Consider the following 19737-nt stretch of genomic DNA (forward strand, 5'->3'; position numbering starts at 1 on the left):
GGCGGACGGCATTCGGCCGCCGTTTTCCACAGGCGGTGACGCATCCGCCGGTACCCGGTTACGCTGTGGTGCCCAGCTCGGAAGGTGTGCGGGGCGCGGCAGTGGGGAACAGCCCGCACAGGGCAGTCGCGGCGATGGGGGCGGAAGTGGCGATCGACGGTTTCGGACCCGGGGCTCAGATCCCTCTCCAGGGGTCGGAGGGACGGACGGGCGCGACCCATGCCCTCGCCTCCGCCGCGTACCGGGACAGCCCGCTCAAGACGATCCAGGAAGCCGACAACGAGCTCTACAAGACGACTGTCAAGCCGGGTAAGTGGGAGAAACTCTTCCGCCCCGACCTCGGTGAGGCCTTCTCGCGGGCCGTGCAGGTCCGCATGCTCGGGGGCGCCCGCAAGGCGCTGATCCAGTCCTTCGGCGCCGAACCGCAGCCGGTCGTCGAGCACTGCCTCGCCGCCACCCATCTGCGCCGGCAGCGCGACACCAAGCTGACGCTGATCACCCTCATCTGCGGCGTCCTGTTCCTGCCGGGCCTGCTGCTGTGGCTCGGCGTCGTGCAGTTGCGCAGGATCGCCGCCGGTTCGGAGAACAAGCGCACCAGCGCCCTGGGCACGGCCGTGCTCTGGGCGGCCGGCCTGTTCGGCGTGCTCGTGCTGGTGAAGCTGCCCTTCGACGGCCTGCTGATGAACTATCTGCGCGCGATGCTCGTCGCGCCGGTCGTGGGCTGGTTCCTCGCCCGCCGGGTCTGCGAGCGGACGGCCGTGGACCTGCGGGAGCGGTGGACCGCCCTGCTCAGCGGCGGCGGCATCGGCCCGCACATCCCGAAGTCGGTCCCCACCGACCCCAACGAGAAGGACGCGGAGGAGCTGCGGCGGAACCTGGAGAAGCTCTCCGCCGAGCAGCAGTCGAACATCGTCTTCTACGCCGGCTCCAAGGGCATCCTCGGCCTGGGCACCCGCTGGGGCAGCTGGACCCTCGCCGAGGAGCTGGTCCCCAAGGAGGGCAAGGAGATCCACCCGTTCCGCGCCTGGGACGTGGTGCGCAGGGTCCACGAGCAGTTGACGCTCCTGGAGCGCGGCTCGCTGAAGACCGGTTTCCCGAAGCCGACGGTCAAGCACTGGATCGTCTCCCCGGTCGGTGAGGGCGCCGACGAGGTGACCCGGCCCGAGGGCGACGACATCGTCCACTACCAGGTGAAGCCCCACGAGATACAGCGCATCTGCAACGACCAGCAGTTCGGCGCGGGCAACCGTCACTACCTGGGCGTGCAGTTCACCCTCTGGGACGGGAACCTGGTCCTGACGATGATGGTGACGGTCACCTCGCTCCTGCACACGCTGCGGATCGAGGTCACCGGTCACGCGCTCGGTCCCGTCCACGGCCTTTTCACGACGAAGCCGAAGGCGAAGACGAAGGAGGTCTCCAAGACCGTCAGGTTCTGGGAGACCAAGGAGATCCAGCAGCCGTTGATGGAGGCGGACGAGGTCGTACGGCTCGCGGTCCGCGCCCCGCTGACCTGGTATCCGCCGGTCCTCGACTTCCTCGGCGGGAAGATGGTCCTTCCCGAGCCCTTCGGCCTGCGGCACGTCTGGGCCGGCCCGCTGTGGAAGAACCGCTTCATGGCCGACGACGCCATCCGTATGGCCACGCCGGTGCTGCGGGCGGTCCACGCGGCGACGATCAAGGTGCTGGACGAGCACGGGGTGGACACGGAGCGCTTCACCAACCGCGCCCTGGTCCTCAGCGGCAACGTGCAGGAGCCGGGCCCGAAGAAGGCCGACGTCTACGACGCGTGAACACGGGGCCCGGGGCCCCGCCCCGTACGCCGGGGCGGGGCTGTCGGTCAGACGCCCGCGGGCCAGGCGTCGGCGAGCATCGTGCGGGTGTCCGCGAGCAGCTGCGGGAGCACCTTCGTGTGACCGACCACCGGCATGAAGTTGGTGTCGCCGCCCCAGCGCGGCACCACGTGCTGGTGCAGGTGCGCGGCGATGCCGGCGCCGGCGACGGACCCCTGGTTCATGCCGATGTTGAAGCCGTGTGCTCCGGAAGCGGCCCGCAGCGCCACCATGGCCCGCTTGGTGAAGTCACCGAGCTCCGCCGTCTCCGGCGCGTCGAGGTCCGTGTAGTCGGCGACGTGCCGGTACGGCACCACCATGAGGTGGCCGCCGTTGTACGGGTACAGGTTGAGGACCGCGTAGACGCTCTCGCCACGGGCGATGACCAGGCCGTCCTCGTCGGACTTCGACGGAATCACGCAGAACGGGCAGCCGTCCTCGGCGCCCGGCCCGGTCGGCTTGTTCTCGCCCTGGATGTACGCCATCCGGTGAGGCGTCCACAGGCGCTGAAACGCGTCCTGCGTCCCGACTCCGATCTGCTGCTCCGGCTCAGTCGTCATGCTGTGCAGCATATTGCGTCGCCCGTTCGGCACGTGCCGCCGGGGCGGAAGATCCCCGCGCGGCCCATGCTGATCGCATGAGCGACAGGCCGCCGCCACCCGACCGGCAGGAACGCTGGGACCGCCGCGCGCGGACCTCCCTCGCCGACCGCCTCCCCGCGCCGTGGCGCGACCTGTGCCTCGCCCTCACCCTCGCGTCCTGGGCGGTGTTCGCCGCCGACTACGCGGTACGGCTCCGGCTCAGCCTGCTCGATCCTGGCGACGGTGGGATACGGGGACGTGGCCCCGGTGACACCGGTGGGCCGGCTGGTGGCGTGGGTCCGACGGCCTGCGGCCTGGCGCTGCTGGGCACGGTGACGGGTTCGTTCTCCTCGTGGCTGATCCAGGCCTTCCGGGGCGAGGACGAGCGCCGCGGGAAGGACGGAAGGCCCCCGGAGGACTCCCCGGGGGCCTTCTGAACGTCACTCCGGCACCGGCGGTGCTCAGACCTGGACGCGCCGCTCCACCACGTCGGCGAGCTTCGCGAGGGCGTCCTCGCGCGGGATGCCGTTCTCCTGCGACCCGTCGCGGTAGCGGAAGGAGACGGTCCCCGCGGCCATGTCCTCGTCACCGACGATGATCATGAACGGCACCTTCTGCTTCTGGTGCGTACGGATCTTCTTCTGCATGCGGTCCGAGGAGGCGTCCACGTCCACGCGCAGACCGCGCTTCTTCGCCTCCGCGGCGAACTCCTGCAGGTACTCGACGTGGGTGTCGCCGATCGGGATGCCGACCGCCTGCACCGGGGCCAGCCAGGGCGGCATCGCGCCCGCGTAGTGCTCCAGGAGCACCGCGAAGAACCGCTCGATCGAACCGAACAGCGCGCGGTGGATCATCACCGGACGCTGCTTGGTGCCGTCGGGTGCCGTGTACTCCAGGTCGAAGCGCTCCGGCAGGTTGAAGTCCAGCTGGACGGTCGACATCTGCCAGGTGCGGCCGATGGCGTCCCGCGCCTGCACCGAGATCTTCGGGCCGTAGAAGGCGGCGCCGCCCGGGTCGGGGGTGAGCGGGAGGCCCTGCTTCTCGGCGACCTGCTGGAGGACGGAGGTGGCCTCCTCCCACGCCTCGTCGGAGCCGACGTACTTCTCCGGGTCCTTGGTGGACAGCTCCAGGTAGAAGTCGTCCAGACCGTAGTCGCGCAGCAGGTTCAGGACGAAGGTGAGCGTCTTGTCGAGCTCCTCCGCCATCTGCTCGCGGGTGCAGTAGATGTGCGCGTCGTCCTGGGTGAAGCCGCGGGCCCGGGTGAGGCCGTGGACGACGCCCGACTTCTCGTACCGGTACACGGTGCCGAACTCGAACAGGCGCAGCGGCAGCTCGCGGTAGGACCGCCCGCGCGCGTCGAAGATCAGGTTGTGCATCGGGCAGTTCATGGGCTTGAGGTAGTAGTCCACACCCTCGTCGAGCTGCATGGGGGGGTACATGCCCTCGGCGTACCAGTCCAGGTGGCCCGACTTCTCGAACAGCTTGCCCTTGGTGGCGTGCGGCGAGTAGACGAACTCGTAGCCCTCCTCCTCGTGCCGCTTGCGCGAGTAGTCCTCCATGACCCGGCGGATGATGCCGCCCTTGGGGTGGAAGACGGCCAGGCCGGAGCCGATCTCGTCCGGCACGGAGAAGAGGTCCAGCTCGTTGCCCAGCTTGCGGTGGTCGCGCTTCTCGGCCTCGGCCAGGAAGTCCAGGTGGGCCTTCAGCTCGTCCTTGGACGGCCACGCGGTGCCGTAGATGCGCTGGAGCATCGGGTTCTTCTCGCTGCCGCGCCAGTAGGCGGCGGCGTTGCGCATCAGCTTGAAGGCCGGGATGTTCCGGGTGGTCGGCAGGTGGGGGCCGCGGCAGAGGTCCTTCCAGCACAGCTCGCCGGTCTTGGCGTCGAGGTTGTCGTAGATGGTCAGCTCGCCGCCGCCCACCTCGACGTTCGCGCCGTCGTCCGTGGACGCGGCGCCCTTGATGCCGATGAGTTCCAGCTTGTACGGCTCGGCCGCCAGCTCCTCGCGGGCCTCCTCGTCGGAGACGACGCGGCGGGAGAAGCGCTGCCCGCGCTTCTGGATCTCCTGCATCTTCTTCTCGATGGCCTTGAGGTCCTCGGGCGTGAACGGCCTCTCGACGTCGAAGTCGTAGTAGAAGCCGTCGCGGACCGGCGGGCCGATGCCCAGCTTGGCCTCCGGGAACAGCTCCTGCACGGCCTGCGCCATGACGTGCGCGGTCGAGTGGCGCAGGATGTTCAGGCCGTCCTCGGACGAGATCTCGACGCCCTCGACGACGTCGCCCTCGGCGAGTTCGTACGAGAGGTCCTTCAGTTCGCCGCCGACGCGGGCGGCGATGACGGTGCGGTCGCCTTCGAACAGGGCGCCGGCGGTCGTGCCCGCGCTCACCGCCCTTTCCTCGGCTCCGGAGGTGGACTGGACGGTCACACGGACATCGGACACGGGTGCTCCATACATAAGGGCGCAGGCAGACACGAGGTGCCGGCGCCGGCGGTGCACGGCAGAGACGAGGTGCCGCGTCACCGCTGATCGTACCGAGCCGATCCGGCCGACCGCGAAACGGTTTCCCCGGACCCCCTCGCCGCGCCCCCGCCGGGGGTGCGTCAGGTGTCCCCTCCGCACGCCTCCTCGAAGAAGTCGAGGTTCTCCTGGAGCGACTTCATCAGCCGGTCGCGTTCCGCCTCGTCGACCTGGACCGGTACGACCCCGGAGGCGTCGGTCAGGCGGCGGAAGCCGCCCCGGCTCTCCAGGCGGCCCACGAGCCGGATCGGCAGGCCGAGGAGGTGGGCGTGGCCGGCGATGCGGTACGCCTCCTCGTCGAGGGTGACGCGGACGTGCGGGACCTCGGCCCCGGCGAGCACCCGGAGCCGTACCGTGCCCTCGCCGCGCGGGCCGGAGCGGCGCATGCGGACCACGGCCCCGGTGATCCGCACCGGCACGGACGGCTCGTCCGCGAGGTAGCGGGCGCCCGCGGCGCGCAGGGCGGGCAGGTCGCCGGGCGAGAACTCGACGGGCTCGGGACGTGCCGCGCAGCCTTCGGGGGTGCCGGCGGCCGGGGCCCACTCCAGGGCGATCCTGGCGCCCTCGCTGCCCCGCACGAGGGCGATGAGCGCCTCGACCAGCTCGCGGCTGACCCCGGCCTCGACGGCGGAGTCGAAGGCGTCCATGCCGCCGGTGGCGCGCTGGTAGTCGGTGGCCTCGCGGGCCGCGTACAGCGCGTGGTAGAGCCGGACGGCGACGGGCCGCCCGGGCTCGACGGGCAGGAAGGCGGTCAGGGCGCGCCCGCCGGGGGCGGCGGCCACGACCGCGGTCTCCAGGGAGGCCTGGGCGGGTCGCCGGTGGCGGGCGCCGTAGTAGCCGGCCCGGCCGCGCACCGCGAGGGCGCCGGCCACGAGGAGCTGACGGGCGGCCGACCTGAGCTGTTCCTGCACGGTCCAGGGCACGGTGCCGGAGGGGCCCGGCGGCACGTCGCGCCACCAGCGGATCTCGTCGCTGGGCACACAGAGCCCGGTCAGGACCTCGCGTGCGGAGGGCGCCGCGCTGCGGGCGAGCGCGGTCAGCGCCTCACCGAGCAGGTCGTCGCAGTCGGGGAAGGCGCGGCTCTCCGGGACGAGGAGGCTGGTGCCGCCGCTGCCGGTGCCGCTGCCGGGCGGTGTCCAGCGGCTGTAGCGGCCGGCCGCCCCGCCGCGCCGCCGCCAGCCGTGGCGGGCGAGGAGGGCGCCGAGGACCCGGGGATCGACCCGGCCGGGGTCGGGGGTGCCCTGCACGTCGGCCCAGGGGCCGGACGGCGGGGCGGGGATCCCGGTCCAGGGCCCGGGAAGTTCGCCGGGCGCCGGGTGGGGCCGGTACGGGGACGGGGCGGGTCCGGGGACGCGCCGGGTCCCGTACCCGCTCTCGTACTCGGGTTCGTCGATCGGCCGGTGCATTCAGGGTCTCCCTCCCCCGCCGACCCGGGTCATGATGTCGCAGAGCGCCCGGTCGTCGAAGATCCGCGCCGTGGGGACGCGGACGGTGGTCCGCCGCCGTCCCGTGACCGGGTGCCCGGCCAGGTTGATCCAGTAGCAGCAGTGCCGCAGGTCGAGCCGGTCGTGGCTCGCGCTCAGCCAGTTCTCCGGCTCCCTCGGGACGAGCATCACCACCAGGATCTTGTGCACGGCCACGGGGGTCCGGGCGAGTTTCACCAGGTGGTCGTTGTCGAGGGTGAAGGAGAAGGTGCTGCCGGGCGGGCGCGGCGGAATCTGGTAGGTGCACTTGAGCTGCACCTTGATGGTCACTTCGTCGTCGATGGTGTGTCCGGGAGCGCTGTGGCTCACGTGCCAGTCGATGCCGTTGTCCGGAAAGGGCTGTGCGAGCGAACAGCCCGCCGCGGCCGCGACCGCGTGCAGGTAGCCCACTTGAAGGGTCTCCATGCAGGCGGTGGTGGCGAGCGAGCCGCGCGCCGGTGCCGCCCGCTGCGACGGAAGCCCTCCCGACTCGGGCTGGGCGAGCGCCATGTCGTCTTCCTTCCCCGTCCCTTGTGTTGTGACCGGTCCGCGTACGTCGCAAACAGTCCGGGTATCACCGCTTCGGGCAGGGGGTTGGCCATCTGCCCGGAGCGGGCGAGGAGTTCGGGGATGACGACGCACTGGTACGAAGGGCCCCTGGCCGCATTCGACACGGAGACCACGGGAGTTGACGTCGAGGAGGACCGGATCGTCTCGGCCGCCCTCGTCGTGCAGGACACCGCCGGAGCGCGCCCCCGGGTGACGCGCTGGCTGGTCAACCCCGGCATACCGGTGCCGGAAGCGGCCACGGCCGTCCACGGCCTGACGGATGATCACCTTCAGCGCAACGGCCGCTGGCCGTCGCCGGTGATGGAGGAGGTGGGCCGGGCGCTCGCCGAACAGGCGGCGATGGGGCGGCCGTTGGTGGTGATGAACGCCCCGTTCGACCTGACGATCCTGGACCGCGAGCTGCGCCGCCACCGCGCGTCCTCGCTGGGCCGCTACCTGGAGACCACCTCGCTGTGCGTGCTCGACCCGCGGGTGCTCGACAAGCATCTGGACCGGTACCGGAAGGGCCGCCGGACACTGACGGACCTGTGCGCGCACTACGAGGTGGAGTTGGGCGCGGCCCATGACGCGGCGGCGGACGCGGCGGCGGCGATGGAGGTCGTACGGGCGGTGGGGCGGCGTTTCGCCTCCCGTCTGGAGCGGCTGACGCCGGCGGAACTGCACACGCTCCAGGCGGTGTGGCACGCGGCGCAGGCCCGCGGGCTCCAGGCCTGGTTCGCGCGGCAGGGGACGCCGGAGCTGGTGGACCCGGCGTGGCCGCTGCGTCCGGAGCTGCGCACGGCGGCGTGAGGCGTGGACGACCGGGGTGAAGGACACCCCGGTGAGCGGGGCCGGAATGCGGAAGGCCGGTCCGTCGTGACGACGGACCGGCCTCTCCCGGTGGGCGATACTGGGATCGAACCAGTGACCCCTTCGGTGTGAACGAAGTGCTCTCCCGCTGAGCTAATCGCCCGGGAACGGGTTGAACCATACAGGCCCGCGCGGGGTTCGTTCAAACCCGGCGCAGGTGGGACGCGAGTCCGCGCCGCCCGCCCCGCATCATCAGGGCGTGGTTGACCCGGAACAGGGGCCTGCCGACGACGGCGAACGCCCGCATGAGCGGAGCCCGGACCTCGACCTCCTGCTCGTAGAGGGCGCGGGTGCCGGTGCCCTCGGCGGTGAGGGTCCAGCGGGCCCAGCCGTCCAGGTCGCCGCCGAGGCCGACCTCCAGGACGCGGGCGAGGGGGTCTTGGCGCAGGGCGCGGACGGTGACGACGAGGTCGTACGGGAGGAGGGACCGGAAGCGCGCGGTGCCCGTGGTCCCGTCGACGGGCACGGCCTCGCGGACCTGGGGCCACCAGCGGGGGTAGTCCTCGGGCCGCTCCAGGACGGCGTAGACCGTGGCGGGCGGGGCGTCGAGCCGCCAGACGCTGCGGAAGCGGTACCGGTGCCAGTCCATGGGATCCAGTGTGGCCGCCCGGTTCGCACACGCGGGCGCCGGGTGTACTCAGGTGCGGATCTGAGTACGGCGACGCATTCCCCGGTGCTGTGGCCGGGGCCACACTCCGGAACATGAACAACACCCTGCCGCCCGCGGACGAGCTCGTGCTCATCGACCGCGAGCTGGCCCGCCTCGACGAACGGCGCGCCCAGTTGCTGGCCCGCCGGGCCTGGCTGGTCCAGGCGCTGTCCCGGCCGGTCGCCGCGCCGGCCGCTCCGTTCCGGCCGCCGCACGTCCCGGGGGCGGAGGCGTCACCGCGCGGCGCGCAGAACGTGCTGCTGACCCTCGGCGGCACCCTCCTGACGAGCGCGGCGATCGCCTTCACCCTGGTCAGCTGGGGTTCGATGGGGATCGGCGGCCGGGCGGCGGTGCTGGCGCTCGTGACCACGGCGGCTCTGGCGGCCCCGGTCCCGCTGCTGCGCAGGGGCCTGGTGTCGACGGCCGAGTCGGTGGCGGCGCTCGGGCTGGTCCTGATGGTGCTCGACGCGTACGCCCTGCACCGTGTGGCCCTGCCCGGGACGGACGGGCTCGGGTACGCGGCGGCGGCCTCGGCGGTCCTCGCCGGGGCGTGGGCCGCGTACGGCTCGGCGCTGACCCGGCTGCGGATCCCGCTGCCCGCCGCCGTGGCGGCCGCACAGCTGCCGCTGCCGCTGGGCGTGCTCGCCGCGGGGGGCGGGGTGGCGGCGTTCGCCTGGGCGGCGCTGGTGACGGCCGTCGTGGACACGGCGGTGGTGCTGCGGACCCGGCCGCCTGCGGTGCGGGCCACGGCGGGTGCCGGCGGGGCCGCGCTGGGGGCCTGGGCGCTGTTGACGGGCGGCTGGCTCTCCCTCGCCTCTCCGTGGACGGCCGCGCCGCTGCTCCTGGCGGCGGCCGTGCTCTGCCTGTACGTGGCCCGGAGCGCCCCCGCGGTCGCGGTGGCCGTCGCGGGCCTCGGTGGTCTGTCGGTCCTCGCCGCCACGGGCGGCCTGCTGCGCGCCGCCCTCCCGGACGACTGGGCGGTCCCGGCGTACGTCCTGTGCGCGCTGCCCCTGGCGGCTCTCCGGCGCCCGGGTCCCCCGGTGGCGCCGGCCGCCCGCGGCGCGTGGGCGACGTGGGGAGCGCCGGCCGGTTCGGCGGGAGCCCCCGCGTGGGGCCCCGGCACCGATCCGGAGCGGGCACGGGCGGCCACGCCGGACAGGCGCCCGGAGGCGCCGGAGTGGCCGGGGACGGGCGACGGGGCGGGTACGAGGGCCGGCGCGGAAGGCGCGGGTACGACGGGCGCCGGCGGCGGGTCGGCCGGGGCCGATTCTCCCTCCGCCGGATGGCTGCCCGCGGCGGTACGGACCGGCCTGGCGGGGGCCGGGGCCCTGGTCTCCGCGCTCGGCGTCCTGTGGGCGCTGCCGCCCGTCGCCGCCGGGCTCCTGGAGCCGCTGGCCCGGACCACGGGCGTCTGGTCCGGGCGCCATGCCGAGCGCGCCCTGGCGCCGTACCCGGCGACCGCCGCGCTGGTCCTGCTCCTCGTGGGGGCCGCCCTCGCCGCGCTGCCGAGGCTCTGGGCCCGCGGAGGCGCGCTCGCGCTCGGCTGGGCCCTGCTCACCGCCCTGCCCGTGGTGCTCGGCCTCCCGTACGCCGGGACCCTCGCGGTCCAGCTGGCGTCGACCACGGCCGCCCTGGCGCTCGCCGTCCGCCCGGCCCTCCTGACCAGGGGGCTCCTTACGGCCGGTGCGCCGGAGGCCGCGAACGTCCTCGGGTGGCTCGGCTTCACCGCCGGGTGCGCCTCGGGCGTGAGCGCGCTCGGCCTGGCCCTGGACACGCGGGGCGCCACCTTCACCGTGCTGGGGCTGCTGCTGGCGCTCCTCACGGGCGTGGCGGTGCTCGACACCGGCGCGCGGCGGACGGCCGCCGCCGTCGGCGGGGTGCTCGCGGCGACGGGCCTGGTGCTCGCCACGGCCGCCTCCGCCGACCTGGGCCGGCACCACACGGCCCTGGCCCTCCTGCTGGTGCCGGCGGGAACGGCCGCCCTGGGCGCGAAGGCGCGTCCGGTGGCCCTGGCGGTGGAACCGACGGGGGCGGCCGTGGGACTGCTCGCGGTGGGGTTCGCGGTGTCCCGCCCGGCGTACCTGGCGCTGGTGCTCGCGCTCGGCGGGGTGATCGCCCTGGCGACGGCCCTCCGCCCGGAGCGGCGCCGCTTCGCCTCGTGGGCGGCGGCGGGACTGGCCCTGGCGGCGGTCTGGGTGCGGCTCGCGGCCTGGGAGGTGACGACCCCGGAGGCGTACACGCTGCCGGTGACGGTGCCGGCGCTGGTGGTGGGCCTGCTGCGGCGGCGGCGCGACCCGGAGGCCTCGTCCTGGACGGCGTACGGGCCGGGGCTCGCGGTGACCTTCCTGCCGGGCCTGGTCGCGGTGTGGACCGACCCCGTCTGGATCCGCCCGCTGGTCCTGGGCGTCGCCGCGCTCGGGGTGACGCTGCTGGGGGCGCGGTTCCGGCTGCGGGCGCCGCTGCTCCTGGGCGGCGGGACGCTGGCCCTGGTGGGTCTGCACGAGCTGGCGCCGTACGTCGTGCAGGTGGTGGGCGCGCTGCCCCGCTGGCTGCCGCCGGCCCTCGCCGGGCTGCTGCTGCTCGGGGTGGGTGCCACGTACGAGCACCGGCTGCGGGACGCGCGGAGGCTGCGGGAGCGGTTCTCCCGGATGCGGTGAGGCCGGTACGCCGAAGGCCCGGAGACGGTGGTCGTCTCCGGGCCTTCGGTCCGGGTGGTGGGCGATACTGGGTTCGAACCAGTGACCTCTTCGGTGTGAACGAAGCGCTCTCCCACTGAGCTAATCGCCCGGGCGCATCGCCAACATTACCGCATGTCAGCGGGGCTCCCGCACCACCCGGGGGTCACTGGTCGATCTTCCACGGCATGACGAAGCCGAACTTCCACAGGTACAGGCCGATGAGCACGCCGGCGATCACCAGGCCGGCCGTCGTGAGGATGAGGTTGCGGCGGCGGACCTTGGGGTCGAGGGCCCGCTGGGCGGCCTCGGTCACCTTCCGCTTGGTCCAGCGCAGCACCAGCTGGGCCCAGACGAACTCGGTCGCCCAGATCGCCATGCCGGCGAAGATGACCAACCAGCCGGGTCCGGGCAGGGGCAGCATCACGACGCCCGCGCCGACCACGGCGAGTCCCACGATGAAGACACCGACCTGCCAGCTCAGGTGCAGGCCCCGCCGGGACTTGATGAACTCCGGTGCCCGGGATCCGAGTTCGGCGTCCTGGCCGTCCGCGGATTCCCCGGTGCGCTCGTCACTCTCCGCATTCATGGCCCCAACTTACCGGACGGGCGGCTCCGACCGGAAAGGCAGTATTACCCAAAGTTACACGCGCCCATACGAGCTACCTGAACACCCACAAAACCGACAGAGGGGTTTACAACGGCACCTGAGGTGGCATGTCGATTTCGCCGACGTGCGAATCCCCGAGCGCACACTGAGCGAAAGGCCCTGGCGCTTATGAACACCACGGTCAGCTGCGAGCTGCACCTGCGCCTCGTTGTGTCGAGCGAGTCCTCACTGCCTGTACCCGCGGGCCTGCGGTATGACACGGCCGATCCCTATGCCGTGCACGCCACCTTCCACACCGGAGCCGAGGAGACGGTCGAGTGGGTCTTCGCCCGCGACCTTCTCGCCGAGGGGCTGCACCGGCCCACCGGCACGGGCGACGTCCGGGTCTGGCCGTCCCGCAGCCACGGTCAGGGAGTCGTCTGCATCGCCCTCAGCTCCCCCGAGGGCGAAGCCCTGCTCGAGGCCCCGGCGCGGGCCCTGGAGTCGTTCCTCAAGCGGACCGACGCGGCCGTGCCACCCGGCACCGAGCACCGCCACTTCGATCTCGACACCGAGCTCTCCCACATCCTGGCCGACAGCTGAGCCAGCCGAGAGCCGCACGGCGCCGTCCGACTCGGGGAGACGGCGCCGCGCGGGCAGTCACACAGGCATGACATCCGGCGCCCCCACCGCGCAGCCGGCGCGGTGACGGGCGCCGCTGTGCTGTCCGGGGCGCGCTAGAGTCAGCGCCAATCCGCGGGCGCCCGCCCGCGGCCGGCCAGGGAGCGAATCGTGCTGATCCCTCACGACACCCGGATCGCCCTCGACACCGTCGTCGATCTGATGAACACCGCGCCGCAGGGCGATCGCGAGGACGAGCTCGCGGACCTCCCCGCGCTGTGCGCCTTCGTCGAGGCACACAAGATCAGCGACGTCGGTGAGCTCGGTCCGGGCGACCTGCGGGCCGTCCGCGCGGTGCGGGAGCAGTTCGCGGCGGTCTTCAGCGCCCCGGAGGCCCGGATCGCGGCCCCGCTGATCAACCAGCTCGTGGCGGGTGCCGGCACCACCCCCCGGCTCACCGATCACGACGGCTACGACTGGCACGTGCACTACTTCGCGCCGGGCGCGTCGGTCGCCGACCACCTCGCCGCCGACTGCGGCATGGCGCTCGCCTTCATCGTGGTGGCGGGCGAACAGGAGCGGCTGCGGCGCTGCGAGGCACCCGACTGCGGCCGCGCCTTCGTGGATCTCTCCCGCAACCGCTCCCGCCGTTACTGCGACAGCCGCACCTGCGGCAACCGGCTGCACGTGGCCGCCTACCGCGCGCGCCGCAAGGAGGCCGCCGGCTGAGTGCCGGCGCCGCCCGTCACAGGACGAAGAGGTCGTGCACGGCCGCGGCGAGCAGCAGGGCGCCGATCACCGCCAGGAAGATCATCAGAGGTGGCTGGGAGAGCGCGAAGAGACATCCCCGCGGCTCGTCGGCCGCGGACTCCGCGCCGGTTCCACCGACCGCGAGGACGGCGACCTGGGGAATCTCGGCCGGCGGATCGACCGGGGTGTCGAACGGGGCATCGGTGGGGGCGGGGACGGGCTTCCGCGAGGTATCCGGCATCTCGGGGGGATGATCGCGCACCGCGCGCCCCGGAAATCCCGCAACACGCCCCGCACCCGGGGCCGTTCACCCCATCCTGTGGATCACCCGGGACGGGAACGGGCACAAACGATCAAATTCCGTGCTTCTTCAGAATCGCCTCGATGTCGCTGAAGTCGTCACCGCCGGCCGCGGGCCCCGCCTGGGGCTTGCCTATCGCGCCACGGGAGGCTCCGGAAGGTGCCGAGGCGCCCGGCGCGACGGCCGGAACGCCCGCCTCACCGCGCGCGGCGCGCCGCCGCTCGACCGCGCGGGTCGACAGGAACAGCAGCCAGGCCACGCCCAGCACGCCGAACCCGGCCCAGGCGACCGGGCTGAACGCCGTCCCGGCGATCCACTCGACGGCGCCCGTCATCACCAGGCCCAGCGGCACCAGCGCGTAGGCCGCGATCCGGGTCGCCGTGAGGAAGCGCCTCCGGTAGGCCGAGATCGCGGCAATGCCCAGGCCCGCGGCGGCCACCGCGGAGCAAATGGTCTCGGCGAGCATGCGTTCCTCCAGGTCCCGGACGGTCCGACCCTTCCATCCTGCACCGCCCCACGCCCTCCGGGCCACGCCTCCGGACCGTTCTCCGGGAGATCTCCGGGTCGCCCCGTCAGGGTCCTCCTCCCCAGGTCCCGGTTGGGGCGCCCGGGTCCCGACTGGAAGACTGCTCCCATGAGCGACACCACCACCGCACCTTCCTCCCCCGTCGTCCTGGAGGCCTGGTTCGACCTCCAGTGCCCCGACTGCTTCCAGGCCCTCGGCGACGTCCGCGCCCTGCGCGAGAAGTACGGCGACCGGCTCGACGTCCAGCTGCGGCACTTCCCGCTGGCCAAGCACAAGCACGCCTACGCCGCCGCCCAGGCCGCCGAGGAGGCCGCCGCGCAGGGCAAGGGATGGCCGTACGCCGAGGCGCTGCTCGCCAGGACCGCCGACCTGGCCGACCGGGGCGAGCCCGTCCTCCTGGAGGTGGCCGCGGAACTCGGCCTGGACGCGGAGGAGTTCGACACGGCCCTGATCGACGGCCGGCACCTGCTCACCGTGGACGCGGACGAGGCCGAGGGCAAGGCGATCAAGGTCACCGGCACGCCGACCTATGTGATCGGCGGGGAGCGCCTCGACGGCGGCCGGAGCCAGGACGGCCTGCGCGCCCGCATCGAGGCCGCCGTCGACCGGCTGCTCACCGCCTGAAAAGGTCCTCCGGGACCCGGGGCCCCGCCCCTACAACAGCGTCTTGGCGCTGTTGACGTGGGTCGTGCGGTAGCCGAGCGAGTCGTAGAGCCGGAGCGCCGGGGTGTTGCCCGCGAAGACGTGCAGTCCGAGCCGGGTCTCCCCCGCCTCCCGGGCGACGCGCTCGGCCAGCAGCATCAGCGCCCTGCCGTACCCCCGGCCCCGCTGATCCTCCGCGACCTCCACCTCGTACACGAATCCCAGCCGCTCCCCCGGCCCCTGCTCCATCCGGCCGGTCCACAGGAGGCCGACGTCCCGGCCGTCCCGTACGGCGACGTGCACGGCCGCGCCGGGGGTCGCCAGTCCCCGCGGCAGGTGCCGGCGGTGGCTCTCCTCGGCCTTCGCCCGGGCCTGCTCCTCGGGGACGCCGCGCTCGATCCAGCTCTGCGCGAAGCCCTCCTTGGCCCGCGCCGACCACGCCTCGAACTCGGCCTCGGTCATCGGCCGCACCTCGACGCTCTCCGGGAGCGCCGGAGGATCGCCCGGCGGCAGCTCCTTGAGCATGTTCCTGCTGCGCTCGGTGTAGCCGAGGGCGCGGGCCATCCGCCGCGCCGCCTCCGCCTCGGCGGGCACCGAGATCAGCACCTCGGTGCAGCCCCAGCCGCGCAGCACCTCCTCCGAGGCGAGCGCCGCCACCGTGCCCCGCCCGCGCCGCCGGTCCGGTTCGGCGATCCGGAGGTCCGCGATCACGCCCGCGGCGGCGCCGAAGCCGGGATCGGTCCTGAGGCGGACGGAGCCCACGCGGCGGCTGTTCACACACACGTCGTACGTCCGGGAGCGGCCGCCCTCGGGCGTCTGCTGAAGCGGCTCGGCCGGCCGCAGGGTGGTGGTCATCACCCGTGTTCTACCCGCCCCCGGGCCGCCCGTCATCCGGTTTTGCCGCACCGGCCGAGGGGAGGACGCCCCCGGGGGGCGCCCGGGCGGCTCAGCCGAGCCTCGGGTCGCGGTCCAGGGCGGCACGCTCGTCGAAGATCCGCATCGCCTTCGCGGTCACGGGACCCGGCTCGGCGGTGAGCGGACGCCCGTCGACGCGGTGCACGCCCTGCACGTCGCGGAGGGTGGAGGTCAGGAAGATCTCGTCGGCGGTCTCCAGGACGTCCAGCGGCAGCTCGGTCTCCCGGGCTCCCGTCCACCGCACCGCGAGGGCCCGGGTGATGCCCGCGAGGCAGCCGGAGGAGACCGGCGGGGTGTGGATGGTGCCGTCGATCACCACGAAGACGTTGGAGCCGGTGCCCTCGCAGAGCTGTCCGACGGTGTTGGCGAACAGCGCCTCGGTGGCGCCCTGTTCGCGGGCCCGGGCCAGGGCGACCACGTTCTCGGCGTACGAGGTGGTCTTCAGACCGGTGAGGGCGCCGCGTTCGTTGCGGGTCCACGGCACGGTGATCACGGCCGTCGTGTCGGCCCGCCGGGTCGTCGCTCCCACGGCGACGACGAGGCTGGTCCCGGCGTCGCCGCGCTCCGATCCGAGCGGCGAGAGACCGCCGGTGTACGTGATGCGGAGCCGGCCGAGCTCCACCGGGTTGGCCGCCAGGACGGCGGCGCAGGCCCGGCGGACCTCGTCGAGGTCGGGCTCCGGCAGGCCGAGCCCCCGGGCGGAACGGGCGAGCCGCTCCAGATGCAGCGTGAGGGCGAAGGTCTCGCCGCGCTCCGCCTTGACCGTCTCGAAGACGCCGTCGCCGACGGTCAGTCCGTGGTCCAGGACGGAGACCAGGGCGGTCTCCGCGTCGCGCAGCCCGCCGTTGACCCAGAGTTTCATCGAGAAGTGGCCTTTCCGCTCGCCTCGTAGGCGCCTGACTCGTGGCCGCCCGACGCTATCGCGACCAGCCGGGCGGCCTTCAGCTCGGTCTCCTCCCACTCGCGCTCGGGGTCGGAGCCCCAGGTGATCCCGGCTCCGGTGCCGAAGCGGAGGACGCCCTCGGGCCGGTCGATCCAGAAGGTGCGTATGCCGACGGCCAGCTCCCCGGTGCCGGCATCGGCGTCGACCCAGCCCACACCTCCGCAGTACGGGCCGCGGGGCGCCGTCTCCAGGGACTCGATGATCCGCAGGGCGCTCGACTTGGGGGCGCCGGTGACGGAGCCGGGCGGGAAGGTGGCGCGGAGCAGCTCCGGCCAGCCCGCCTCCTCGACGAGCAGGCCGGTGACGGTGGAGACGAGGTGCACGAGGCCGGGGTGCTCCTCGACGGCGCAGAGGTCGGGGACCGCGACGGAGCCGGTCTCGCAGACCCGGCCCAGGTCGTTGCGGACGAGGTCCACGATCATCACGTTCTCGGCGTGGTCCTTGGGGAGGAGGTCCGCCGCGGTGCGGCCGGTCCCCTTGATGGGCCCGGAGGTGACCCGGGCGCCCTCGCGGCGCAGGTAGAGCTCCGGGGAGGCGGTGGCGATCTCCACGCCGTGCGCGGGCAGGCGAATCGTTCCGGCGTACGGGGCGGGGTTACCCAGGGCGAGCAGCGCGGTCAGCGCGTCGACGTCGGCCCGCCGGGGGTCCGGCAGCGGCGCGGTCAGCACGCGGCAAAGGTTCGCCTGGTACACCTCCCCGCGCGCGATGTGCTCACGCACGCGCCGCACGCCCGCGGTGTACGCGTCGCGGTCGAGCGAGGACGTCCAGTCACCGGGCCGGGGCCCCGCCCAGGCCCCGGGCGCCGGCACGGGCACCGGGTCGGGCCGTACGTCTCCGAAGCGGGCGCAGGTGAGCCGGCCCTCGAAGTCGGCGCAGACGGCCCAGAAGCCCGTGGAGTCCAGGGCCTCGGGGTCATGGGTGACGTCCCGGAGATCGGTCGCGAGGAGGCCACCGAAGCGGGCGAGGGGAGGAAGGTCGTGCACGCGTCGAGTCTAGGTCCGCGCCGCGCCCTCGCGCGGGGTCCCGGCCGGCGCCCCTCCCCCCGGGCCCGCGCGGGGGCGGACGGCCACCCGGGGGACACGGCGGGTGACCGGGGGACGGCCCGCCGGCGGGCCCGCCCGGGCACCCCGTTCCGTCCGCAGGTCAGCACGCTGCGGAAACGCGTTTTTGTACTGGCCCAGGAATCCGCTAGAGTTCAACACGTCGCCGGGACGCGCAAGCGGAACGGAAACGACAGGCGGACGTGGCTCAGTTGGTAGAGCATCACCTTGCCAAGGTGAGGGTCGCGAGTTCGAATCTCGTCGTCCGCTCGATGTGGGGGATCTTCCCGACCCCCGTAATCACACTCCTGGTGGAGTGGCCGAGAGGCGAGGCAACGGCCTGCAAAGCCGTCTACACGGGTTCAAATCCCGTCTCCACCTCCAAGGACGATTAGCTCAGCGGGAGAGCGCTTCCCTGACACGGAAGAGGTCACTGGTTCAATCCCAGTATCGTCCACTGGATCTTCGGGTCCTGGATCTTCGGATCCCCCGCGCGATTAGCTCAGCGGGAGAGCGCTTCCCTGACACGGAAGAGGTCACTGGTTCAATCCCAGTATCGCGCACGCAGTACCCCGCACTCGCGGGTGCACCCGCGCGATTAGCTCAGCGGGAGAGCGCTTCCCTGACACGGAAGAGGTCACTGGTTCAATCCCAGTATCGCGCACCATCCGAAGGAGCCCCCGGCCGCCTCTCAGCGGCCGGGGGCTCCTTCGTGCGCTCAGGAGGAGAAGAGCATCCGTCCGAAGCCGCGCTGACGGTAGTGACCGCCGTGGTGGCCGCCGTGCTGCGGGGCACCCCAGGCGGGAGCGGCGGGGGCGGGCTGCGCCGGGTAGGCGGCCGGCGGGGCGGGCGGGGCCTGCTGGACCCACTGGGCCTCCAGGCGGGTCAGGGCCTCCAGCTCGCCGTAGTCCAGGAAGATCCCCCGGCAACCGCTGCACTGCTCGATCTGGACACCGTTGCGGTTGTACGTGTGCATGGCCGCATGACACTTGGGACACTGCATGCTCGGCTCAACTCCCTGCCGTTGCCGTTCGAATGATGACCTCACCTTACGTGGACGCAGGTGGGGCGGGGTCGGTTCGGTTCCCGGCGATGCGGGCGCAGGTGTCGATCATCACCTCCTCCACCTCGTCGAGCGGCCGGCCCTCCGCCGATGACTTGGTGAGCGCGAGGGCGGCGGTCTGGACGGTGAGGGCGCGGGCCGGTACGTCCAGCCGGTCCCAGGGGTCGGCCCCGACGGCGGGTCCGCCCGCCTCCCGGTACGCGCCGAGGAAGCGGGACCAGACGCCGGAGGGCAGCAGTCCGGCCGCGAACCAGGCGGCGGGGCGGGCCAGGTCCCAGGCGGGGTCGCCGAGGCCCGCGTCGTCCACGTCGATGAGCCGCCAGGGGCGGTGCACCGGATCGCGGGCGTCCCGGACGAGCTGGCCGAGGTGGAAGTCGCCGTGGCACAGGAACCGGTCACCGGGCGCGGGCCGGAGCCGGGCCCCCGGGACCGTCCGCCAGGCGCGCAGGACCGTCGCGGCGGCCGGGTGGTCCGGTGCCGTCCCGCGCATCCGGTCCACCGCGAGGGCGGCCTTCACCGGGGCCCGCATGGCCGGGAGGGGCGCGGGAAGGGCTTCCGGCGGCGGCGTGCGGTGCAGCAGGGCCAGGAGCCGGGCCGCCTCCTCCCAGGGGGCGGCGTCGGGGTCCTCCGGGTCCACGGGCGGGCCGTAGGGCCAGACGGTCACGGGCCGGCCGTCCACCTCGGCGGCGGAGCCGTCGTTCCCCGCGTCCCGGCAGCCCGCCGGCGGCGGGAGCGGGGCCGGGAGCGGCGGCAGGAAGACCCCGGCGACGGACGGGTGCGCGGCGAGCGCCATCCGGGCGCGGTGCCCCTCCGGGTCGGTGTCGGGGGCGTGCGCCTTCGCCACGAGCGCCCCGTGGCGTACGACGGTGCCGTCGGCCCGGTCCGCGAGGACCCGGAGCAGGCCCCCGGCGCAGTCGCAGGGGCGACCGGTCCCGTGCGCGGCGGCGCGGGCGAGGGCGGCGAGCCGCGCGGGCACGTCGGGCTGGTTCGGGGCTGCGGTCTCCACGCGGGGAGCGTACGCGGTGGGCCGCGCCGGCGGCCCGGGGCCGGGGGGTGCGTCCGGGGCCGGTCGGGAGGGGACGGCGTACGGGACCGCCGGACCGGGCGTCCCCGGGGCCCTGACCGGAGGTCCGCGCGCGGGGGCCGTCCACCGGAGGACAGGGCCGGAATGCGCGAGGGCCGGTCAGCTCCCCAGCTGACCGGCCTCGCGTT

The 19737-nt window shown here is 73.6% G+C and carries 19 protein-coding genes, 7 tRNA genes and 1 pseudogene; 12 read left to right on the top strand and 15 right to left on the bottom strand.

Annotation, left to right across the window (positions count from 1 at the left end):
- Positions 1-134: 134 nt before the first annotated feature.
- Positions 135-1793 carry an AbeC-like domain-containing protein gene (locus ABTY40_RS21875; RefSeq protein ID WP_352061069.1) on the top strand — a complete coding sequence of 553 codons (1659 nt, stop codon included), beginning with the start codon at positions 135-137 and terminating at the stop codon, positions 1791-1793.
- A 47-nt stretch (positions 1794-1840) separates the two neighbouring features.
- Here ABTY40_RS21875 and ABTY40_RS21880 read toward each other — a convergent pair whose 3' ends face one another.
- A complete protein-coding gene (locus ABTY40_RS21880; RefSeq protein WP_352061070.1) occupies positions 1841-2404 on the bottom strand; it encodes an HIT family protein in 564 nt (187 codons plus the stop codon).
- A gap of 231 nt (positions 2405-2635) precedes the next feature.
- Between ABTY40_RS21880 and ABTY40_RS30920 the strand changes: the two are divergent.
- Positions 2636-2850, top strand: a pseudogene (locus ABTY40_RS30920) (potassium channel family protein); the annotation flags it as partial.
- 24 nt (positions 2851-2874) lie between these two features.
- On the opposite strand, the gene thrS reads toward ABTY40_RS30920, so the two are convergent.
- From thrS to ABTY40_RS21900, 3 genes are all read right to left on the bottom strand, one after another.
- Entirely contained in the window at positions 2875-4851 is a 1977-nt protein-coding gene (thrS, locus tag ABTY40_RS21890) for a threonine--tRNA ligase (protein ID WP_352061071.1), read from the bottom strand.
- 161 nt (positions 4852-5012) lie between these two features.
- Complete coding sequence (locus tag ABTY40_RS21895; RefSeq protein ID WP_352061072.1) at positions 5013-6335, bottom strand: hypothetical protein; 1323 nt, start codon at positions 6333-6335, stop codon at positions 5013-5015.
- Positions 6336-6902 (bottom strand): DUF4365 domain-containing protein, encoded by a 567-nt coding sequence (locus ABTY40_RS21900; protein WP_352061073.1) that lies wholly within the window; start codon positions 6900-6902, stop codon positions 6336-6338.
- Positions 6903-7022: 120 nt separating this feature from the next.
- Here ABTY40_RS21900 and ABTY40_RS21905 point away from each other — a divergent pair, with 120 nt between their 5' ends.
- A complete protein-coding gene (locus ABTY40_RS21905) occupies positions 7023-7751 on the top strand; it encodes a 3'-5' exonuclease (RefSeq protein ID WP_352061074.1) in 729 nt (242 codons plus the stop codon).
- Between the two features lie 91 nt (positions 7752-7842).
- Here ABTY40_RS21905 and ABTY40_RS21910 read toward each other — a convergent pair.
- A tRNA-Val gene (locus ABTY40_RS21910) sits at positions 7843-7914 on the bottom strand.
- Positions 7915-7953: 39 nt separating this feature from the next.
- Complete coding sequence (locus tag ABTY40_RS21915) at positions 7954-8400, bottom strand: SRPBCC family protein (protein ID WP_352061075.1); 447 nt, start codon at positions 8398-8400, stop codon at positions 7954-7956.
- 113 nt (positions 8401-8513) lie between these two features.
- Here ABTY40_RS21915 and ABTY40_RS21920 point away from each other — a divergent pair, with 113 nt between their 5' ends.
- Positions 8514-11117, top strand: a complete 2604-nt coding sequence (locus tag ABTY40_RS21920) for an SCO7613 C-terminal domain-containing membrane protein (protein WP_352061076.1) — start codon at positions 8514-8516, stop codon at positions 11115-11117.
- 55 nt (positions 11118-11172) lie between these two features.
- On the opposite strand, the gene ABTY40_RS21925 is transcribed toward ABTY40_RS21920, so the two are convergent.
- Positions 11173-11247 (bottom strand) — tRNA-Val (locus ABTY40_RS21925).
- Between the two features lie 54 nt (positions 11248-11301).
- Positions 11302-11724 carry a TIGR02611 family protein gene (locus ABTY40_RS21930; RefSeq protein ID WP_352061077.1) on the bottom strand — a complete coding sequence of 141 codons (423 nt, stop codon included), beginning with the start codon at positions 11722-11724 and terminating at the stop codon, positions 11302-11304.
- Between the two features lie 189 nt (positions 11725-11913).
- Between ABTY40_RS21930 and ABTY40_RS21935 the strand changes: the two genes are divergently transcribed.
- Both ABTY40_RS21935 and ABTY40_RS21940 read left to right on the top strand, forming a co-directional pair.
- Positions 11914-12327 (top strand): SsgA family sporulation/cell division regulator, encoded by a 414-nt coding sequence (locus ABTY40_RS21935; protein ID WP_015032345.1) that lies wholly within the window; start codon positions 11914-11916, stop codon positions 12325-12327.
- 189 nt (positions 12328-12516) lie between these two features.
- Positions 12517-13074 carry a CGNR zinc finger domain-containing protein gene (locus ABTY40_RS21940; protein WP_352061078.1) on the top strand — a complete coding sequence of 186 codons (558 nt, stop codon included), beginning with the start codon at positions 12517-12519 and terminating at the stop codon, positions 13072-13074.
- 16 nt (positions 13075-13090) lie between these two features.
- On the opposite strand, the gene ABTY40_RS21945 is transcribed toward ABTY40_RS21940, so the two are convergent.
- Both ABTY40_RS21945 and ABTY40_RS21950 read right to left on the bottom strand, forming a co-directional pair.
- Positions 13091-13336, bottom strand: a complete 246-nt coding sequence (locus ABTY40_RS21945) for a hypothetical protein (protein ID WP_352061079.1) — start codon at positions 13334-13336, stop codon at positions 13091-13093.
- Positions 13337-13448: 112 nt separating this feature from the next.
- Complete coding sequence (locus ABTY40_RS21950) at positions 13449-13862, bottom strand: hypothetical protein (protein ID WP_352061080.1); 414 nt, start codon at positions 13860-13862, stop codon at positions 13449-13451.
- A 168-nt stretch (positions 13863-14030) separates the two neighbouring features.
- On the opposite strand from ABTY40_RS21950, the gene ABTY40_RS21955 reads away from it, so the two are divergent.
- Complete coding sequence (locus ABTY40_RS21955; protein ID WP_352061081.1) at positions 14031-14546, top strand: DsbA family protein; 516 nt, start codon at positions 14031-14033, stop codon at positions 14544-14546.
- 30 nt (positions 14547-14576) lie between these two features.
- On the opposite strand, the gene ABTY40_RS21960 is transcribed toward ABTY40_RS21955, so the two are convergent.
- From ABTY40_RS21960 to ABTY40_RS21970, 3 genes are all read right to left on the bottom strand, one after another.
- A complete protein-coding gene (locus tag ABTY40_RS21960; protein WP_352061082.1) occupies positions 14577-15419 on the bottom strand; it encodes a GNAT family N-acetyltransferase in 843 nt (280 codons plus the stop codon).
- 91 nt (positions 15420-15510) lie between these two features.
- Positions 15511-16341 (bottom strand): aminotransferase class IV, encoded by an 831-nt coding sequence (locus ABTY40_RS21965; RefSeq protein WP_352061083.1) that lies wholly within the window; start codon positions 16339-16341, stop codon positions 15511-15513.
- Positions 16338-17405 (bottom strand): chorismate-binding protein, encoded by a 1068-nt coding sequence (locus ABTY40_RS21970; protein ID WP_352061084.1) that lies wholly within the window; start codon positions 17403-17405, stop codon positions 16338-16340. Before ABTY40_RS21970 ends, ABTY40_RS21965 begins: the two co-directional genes overlap by 4 nt.
- A gap of 254 nt (positions 17406-17659) precedes the next feature.
- On the opposite strand from ABTY40_RS21970, the gene ABTY40_RS21975 reads away from it, so the two are divergent.
- The 5 genes from ABTY40_RS21975 (at position 17660) to ABTY40_RS21995 (ending at position 18129) form a co-directional block, all read left to right on the top strand.
- Positions 17660-17732, top strand: a tRNA-Gly gene (locus ABTY40_RS21975).
- Between the two features lie 40 nt (positions 17733-17772).
- Positions 17773-17846 (top strand) — tRNA-Cys (locus ABTY40_RS21980).
- Position 17847: 1 nt separating this feature from the next.
- A tRNA-Val gene (locus tag ABTY40_RS21985) sits at positions 17848-17919 on the top strand.
- 34 nt (positions 17920-17953) lie between these two features.
- Positions 17954-18025, top strand: a tRNA-Val gene (locus ABTY40_RS21990).
- 29 nt (positions 18026-18054) lie between these two features.
- A tRNA-Val gene (locus ABTY40_RS21995) sits at positions 18055-18129 on the top strand.
- A gap of 51 nt (positions 18130-18180) precedes the next feature.
- Here the strand turns inward: ABTY40_RS21995 and ABTY40_RS22000 are convergent.
- Positions 18181-18465: a TFIIB-type zinc ribbon-containing protein gene (locus ABTY40_RS22000; protein WP_352061085.1), complete on the bottom strand. Its 285-nt coding sequence runs from the start codon at positions 18463-18465 to the stop codon at positions 18181-18183.
- 46 nt (positions 18466-18511) lie between these two features.
- On the bottom strand, positions 18512-19531 hold the full coding sequence (locus ABTY40_RS22005; protein WP_352061086.1) for a phosphotransferase family protein: 1020 nt from the start codon (positions 19529-19531) through the stop codon (positions 18512-18514).
- Positions 19532-19737 lie beyond the last annotated feature (206 nt).

Source organism: Streptomyces sp. NPDC126503 (assembly GCF_040302405.1).
Lineage (GTDB): Bacteria > Actinomycetota > Actinomycetes > Streptomycetales > Streptomycetaceae > Streptomyces > Streptomyces gulbargensis.

What these genes read in the sequence shown, in the direction of transcription:
- ABTY40_RS21930 (WP_352061077.1), bottom strand. Translation starts at nt 11,724, where the DNA reads ATGAATGCGGAGAGTGACGAGCGCACCGGGGAATCCGCGGACGGCCAG.
- ABTY40_RS21950 (WP_352061080.1), bottom strand. Translation starts at nt 13,862, where the DNA reads ATGCTCGCCGAGACCATTTGCTCCGCGGTGGCCGCCGCGGGCCTGGGC.
- ABTY40_RS21915 (WP_352061075.1), bottom strand. Translation starts at nt 8,400, where the DNA reads ATGGACTGGCACCGGTACCGCTTCCGCAGCGTCTGGCGGCTCGACGCC.
- ABTY40_RS21880 (WP_352061070.1), bottom strand. Translation starts at nt 2,404, where the DNA reads ATGCTGCACAGCATGACGACTGAGCCGGAGCAGCAGATCGGAGTCGGG.
- ABTY40_RS21945 (WP_352061079.1), bottom strand. Translation starts at nt 13,336, where the DNA reads ATGCCGGATACCTCGCGGAAGCCCGTCCCCGCCCCCACCGATGCCCCG.
- ABTY40_RS21900 (WP_352061073.1), bottom strand. Translation starts at nt 6,902, where the DNA reads ATGGCGCTCGCCCAGCCCGAGTCGGGAGGGCTTCCGTCGCAGCGGGCG.
- ABTY40_RS21920 (WP_352061076.1), top strand. Translation starts at nt 8,514, where the DNA reads ATGAACAACACCCTGCCGCCCGCGGACGAGCTCGTGCTCATCGACCGC.
- ABTY40_RS21965 (WP_352061083.1), bottom strand. Translation starts at nt 16,341, where the DNA reads ATGAAACTCTGGGTCAACGGCGGGCTGCGCGACGCGGAGACCGCCCTG.
- ABTY40_RS21875 (WP_352061069.1), top strand. Translation starts at nt 135, where the DNA reads ATGGGGGCGGAAGTGGCGATCGACGGTTTCGGACCCGGGGCTCAGATC.
- ABTY40_RS22000 (WP_352061085.1), bottom strand. Translation starts at nt 18,465, where the DNA reads ATGCAGTGTCCCAAGTGTCATGCGGCCATGCACACGTACAACCGCAAC.
- ABTY40_RS21935 (WP_015032345.1), top strand. Translation starts at nt 11,914, where the DNA reads ATGAACACCACGGTCAGCTGCGAGCTGCACCTGCGCCTCGTTGTGTCG.
- ABTY40_RS21895 (WP_352061072.1), bottom strand. Translation starts at nt 6,335, where the DNA reads ATGCACCGGCCGATCGACGAACCCGAGTACGAGAGCGGGTACGGGACC.
- ABTY40_RS21955 (WP_352061081.1), top strand. Translation starts at nt 14,031, where the DNA reads ATGAGCGACACCACCACCGCACCTTCCTCCCCCGTCGTCCTGGAGGCC.
- ABTY40_RS21960 (WP_352061082.1), bottom strand. Translation starts at nt 15,419, where the DNA reads ATGACCACCACCCTGCGGCCGGCCGAGCCGCTTCAGCAGACGCCCGAG.
- ABTY40_RS21905 (WP_352061074.1), top strand. Translation starts at nt 7,023, where the DNA reads ATGACGACGCACTGGTACGAAGGGCCCCTGGCCGCATTCGACACGGAG.